The following is a 3,941-nucleotide window of genomic DNA, read 5'->3' as shown; positions in this document are numbered from 1 at the left end:
GATGCACGGCATCCCCGGGGCCGTTCGCTTTCCCCGGACCCGCGCGCCGGACGGGGCGTCACAGTCCCAGCCGGGCGGCCCGGGCGGCGGCCCGTTCCAGCAGCCGGTGGACGTCGGCCCGGCGGGTGCCGGGCCGGTCGTTGAACTCGTCCGGGGAGCGGACCGGACGGCCGGTGGCGTGCAGCACCTCCATCAGCTGGACCCGGGCGGTGCGCACGGTGGCCGGGGTGCCGAACCCGTGGGCGAGCACGGCGGCCTGGGCCCCGAGCAGACAGACCCGGCCCGTCGCGTCCCACATCGCGCCCTGCAGCCAGCCGTGGGCGGTGAGGTAGCGGGAGGTGAGGCCCAGGTGCTCGGCGGCGCTCACCGGGACCGGCCGGGGCGGGCGGCGCAGCGCCCGGTCGAGCAGGGTGGCCCGGGGCGGCGGGTGGCCGGCGCACCAGGGCCGGAGCACCGAGCCGAGGGGGCAGACGTAGGGCGCCGGCGTGCGCGCCGGGGCGGGCAGCGAGGCGAGGTACGCCTCGACCTCGGCGACCAGTCCGGAGGAGTCCGGGGTGAGCAGCAGGGGCGGCAGGGGCGGGGCGGGCGTCGGGGCGGACGCCCGCGCCGGCGTCGGTGCGGTGCGGGGCATGCGGGGCTCTCCAGGCGGGCCGGTGGTGTCCGCTCCCCAAAATGGTGCATTCCGGTCATATCCGCGACCGGAGCGGCGGACGGCCGCCCGGGGGCCGCTCCGGTGCGGCGGCGCCCGGAAGGTTTCCCGGGGGGCCTCCGGGCCGATAGCCTCGGCGGCGTTCGAGTGCAGTTCGATGGCAGCCGCCGGTCCGGGACGCCCCACGGCGTTCCGGCGCCGTTCGCGAGCCGTGAGCGGAGGAGTCCCCGTGCGCCCGCAGGACCGACTGGCCGTCATTCAGCGCTGCGTGGTCCGGGAGATGGCGCGGCTGGGGCAGGAGTTCACCGTCGACGGTGAGGTGGTGCGCGGTCCGGGGACGGTCGCGGTGGCCGTGCGGGAGCACCCCGGCGGCGAGGGGGCCGGGCACGTCGACCTCGGCTGGGTGCTGGAACTCGGCCGCGCGGACGCGCCGGTGGTGTGGGACTGCACGGCCGGCCTCGGCGAGACCGAGGAGGAGAAGCTCGACAACGCGGTGCGGATGTGGGCGACCACCACCGCGTCGGCGCTGGTCGAACCGCGGGAGGGCGGGGCCGGCCGGGCGGACCACGCCGACCACCCCGAGCTGCCCGGCTGGCACGCCGTCCAGGGTCCGGCGGCGGTGTTCGGCTTCGGCAACGAGCGGCTGGGGGCCTGGCTGGCCGGGAACCGGGTGGTGCCGGCGCTGGCGCCCGCGCTGCTGCCGGAGCTGGCCGGGCGGCGGCCGCACGGGGTGAAGCTGTTCCTCGGCGGGCGGTCGGGGGACGACGTGGCCGAGGTCCGGATCGACGGCGAGGTCAGCGAGGCGGCCTCGGCGGCACTGCGCGCGCTGGACTGGCCGCGCGGCGAACGGCTCTGCTGGGCACGGCTGTTCGTGCTGCTGACGGCTCACGGGGAGCCGGCGGCGCCGCCGACCGCGCCGGGCGGTGCCGGCGGGGTCGCGGCGGCCCGGCCGGCGGCCGTGGCGGCGGCGCGCCCGCGGGGCCTGTTCGCGCGCTGGCGGCAGGCCAGACGCGCCGGCCGGTGACGGGGCGCCGGCCACGGCGGGCCGGCGGTCCGGGGATCAGCTGGCGATGTTCGAGATGGACTTGGCGATCTGGCCCAGGAAGTCCTGGATCGGCTTGGCGGCCGTGCTCTGGTTGAGCATGAACCCGAACAGGGCGGCCAGGATGAAGTGCCCGATCTTCAGCTGCTTCTGGCGGATGAAGATGAAGCAGATGATGCCGAACAGGACCAGCGCGGAGACGGAGAGTGCCACCCGGATTCACTTCCTCGTTATTTCATAGCGGGGCGCCACCGGCGGACCGCCCCTGCGAAGCCGGACCCCGGCCTGTCCGACGGTCCCGAGGCGGATCTGCGGATCGTCCGGCACCCCGGTGCCGGAAGGTGGGTCGACCGCTACGGCCGCACGGTGTCCGTCGTGCCGCATGTGACGCCCCCCATCCCCCGAATCCTGAACAGTCCCGCCCGGACTCAGTGTGGTCGACCATGCCGATTGCGTAAAGGTCTGACAGTCGGTCGAACGCCGAGATCCTGCGATGCGGGACGAGTTTCCGCCGACCGAGACGATAGCCGAGACGTCCTGACGAATCGTCGGCGGGGCGCCGCTGAGCGGCCGGGAAACATCCGGCGGGCCGGACCGGAACCGGCAGGTCCGCTCTGCCGCCGGGGCGCCGGAATTGGCTGAAGATCAGCTCAGGGGCTTGACAGCGAAGCTGCCGTTGGCATGTGCCACCGCGGACCCCGCGAAGGACCCTCCGGAGCCCCGGGAAGGGCACCGGGACAGGGCTCCGGGAAAGGCCGCGCGAGCGCTCGCGGCCGGCTCAGTCCCGCCAGAGCAGCAGGACCGCGCGGTCGTCGTTGATGTCCCTGGCGACCGTCTCGATCAGCCGGGACGCGGCACCGCCGCCACCGCCCGGGCCGCCGCCCGGCACCAGCCGGTCCGCCTCGCCCATCAGCCGGTCCATGCCCTCCGAGAGGTCCCGGCCGGGCGCCTCGACCATGCCGTCGGTGCACAGCAGCAGCGCACGTCGCCGCGGTTCAGCCGCCCCCGCACGCCCTCGAACTTGGCGCCCTCGTAGATGCCGAGCGCCGGACCGTCCAGCGCCTCCTTGACCTCCCAGTGGCCCGCGCCCGCCAGCCGCTGCATGCCGGGCAGGTGCCCGGCCGAGAGCAGCTCGTACTCACCGGTGTCCAGGTCGAGCACCAGGTGCACGGCGGTCGCGAAGCCCTCCTCCCAGGACTGCCGCAGCAGGTAGCCGTTGGCGGCGGGCAGGAAGTCGTGGGCGGGCAGCGAGCCGAGCAGACCGCCGAACGCGCCGGAGAGCAGCAGCGCCCGGGAGCCCGCGTCCATGCCCTTGCCGGAGACGTCCGCGAGGACCACCTCCAGCACCCGCCGGCCCGGGCCGGTGCGGTCGGCGACCACGAAGTCGCCCGAGAAGGACTGCCCGCCGGCCGGACGCAGCGCCATGTCGGCGTGCCAGCCGTCCGGCAGCCGGGGCACCCTGCTCTGCACCCGCAGCCGCTCGCGCAGGTCGAAGAGCATCGTCGAGCCGCCCCACCAGGGCACGCCGACCCGGCTCCGGAACTGGGCCAGCAGCAGGCCGCCGACCCCGGCCGCGCCGACCACCAGGGCGGCGCCGGGGGTGACCCCGTAGGTGTAGGACTCGGGGTGGTCGCTGGCCACCCGCTGGCCGGTGTGGATGACCGACTCGGCGGACAGGCCGAGCGCGGCCAGCGCGTACAGCACCACCAGCGAGCCGGGGCGCAGCAACAGGGCCGCCGCCAGGATCGGCAGGACCAGGGCCGTGGGCGGGGCCCAGGCGGGCCACCAGACGTTGAGCAGGATCAGCAGCGGCACCAGCAGCGCGAGCACGCAGAGCACCGGCCAGTCGGCGGCGCCGCCGCGGAAGTAGTCCACCCCGGCGGTGCGCAGCCTTCGGCGGACCCGGCGGAGCCTCTTGCGCAACCGGGCCGTCACGGGGTCGGACGCCGGGGCGGCGCCGGGCCTCGTCGCAGTCGTCTGGGGCGGTGTGCCCGGCGCTCTGCCAGCCATGGGGCCCGACCCTATCCAGCGGTCCCGGTCCGCGTCGACGGCGCGGGCGGGGGCGGTGACCGGGTGGCGAGGGCGCGTCAGCGGGTTTCGGCCGATTGCGGCGGGCGGCGTCCGGAGCGTCAGGAGGCGTGCGGGCACGGGGCGTACGAACCGCCCGGACGGCGCACGCGCCGCTCCGCGCGGGCGGCCGGGCGCCCCGCACGCCGGGTGCGCGCTGTGGCCGATCCCACAGAACGCGGC

At 76.2% G+C, this 3,941-nt stretch carries 3 protein-coding genes and 1 pseudogene; 1 reads left to right on the top strand and 3 read right to left on the bottom strand.

The features are described from left to right. Positions 1 to 58: 58 nt before the first annotated feature. Positions 59 to 631: a hypothetical protein gene (locus tag ACFCX4_RS35165; protein WP_376151364.1), complete on the bottom strand. Its 573-nt coding sequence runs from the start codon at positions 629 to 631 to the stop codon at positions 59 to 61. A 247-nt stretch (positions 632 to 878) separates the two neighbouring features. On the opposite strand from ACFCX4_RS35165, the gene ACFCX4_RS35160 reads away from it, so the two are divergent. After that, positions 879 to 1,673 carry a DUF6348 family protein gene (locus ACFCX4_RS35160; RefSeq protein WP_376151362.1) on the top strand — a complete coding sequence of 265 codons (795 nt, stop codon included), beginning with the start codon at positions 879 to 881 and terminating at the stop codon, positions 1,671 to 1,673. 36 nt (positions 1,674 to 1,709) lie between these two features. Here the strand turns inward: ACFCX4_RS35160 and ACFCX4_RS35155 are convergent, their stop codons facing one another. Further along, on the bottom strand, positions 1,710 to 1,904 hold the full coding sequence (locus ACFCX4_RS35155) for a hypothetical protein (RefSeq protein ID WP_376151360.1): 195 nt from the start codon (positions 1,902 to 1,904) through the stop codon (positions 1,710 to 1,712). A gap of 565 nt (positions 1,905 to 2,469) precedes the next feature. Then, positions 2,470 to 3,614, bottom strand: a pseudogene (locus tag ACFCX4_RS35150) (PP2C family protein-serine/threonine phosphatase). Positions 3,615 to 3,941: the final 327 nt, after the last annotated feature.

The sequence above is a fragment of the Kitasatospora sp. NPDC056327 genome, from assembly GCF_042261735.1.
GTDB lineage: Bacteria > Actinomycetota > Actinomycetes > Streptomycetales > Streptomycetaceae > Kitasatospora.
Note: the sequence above shows the minus strand (reverse complement) of the source record. Positions and strands in the feature narration are given on the sequence as shown.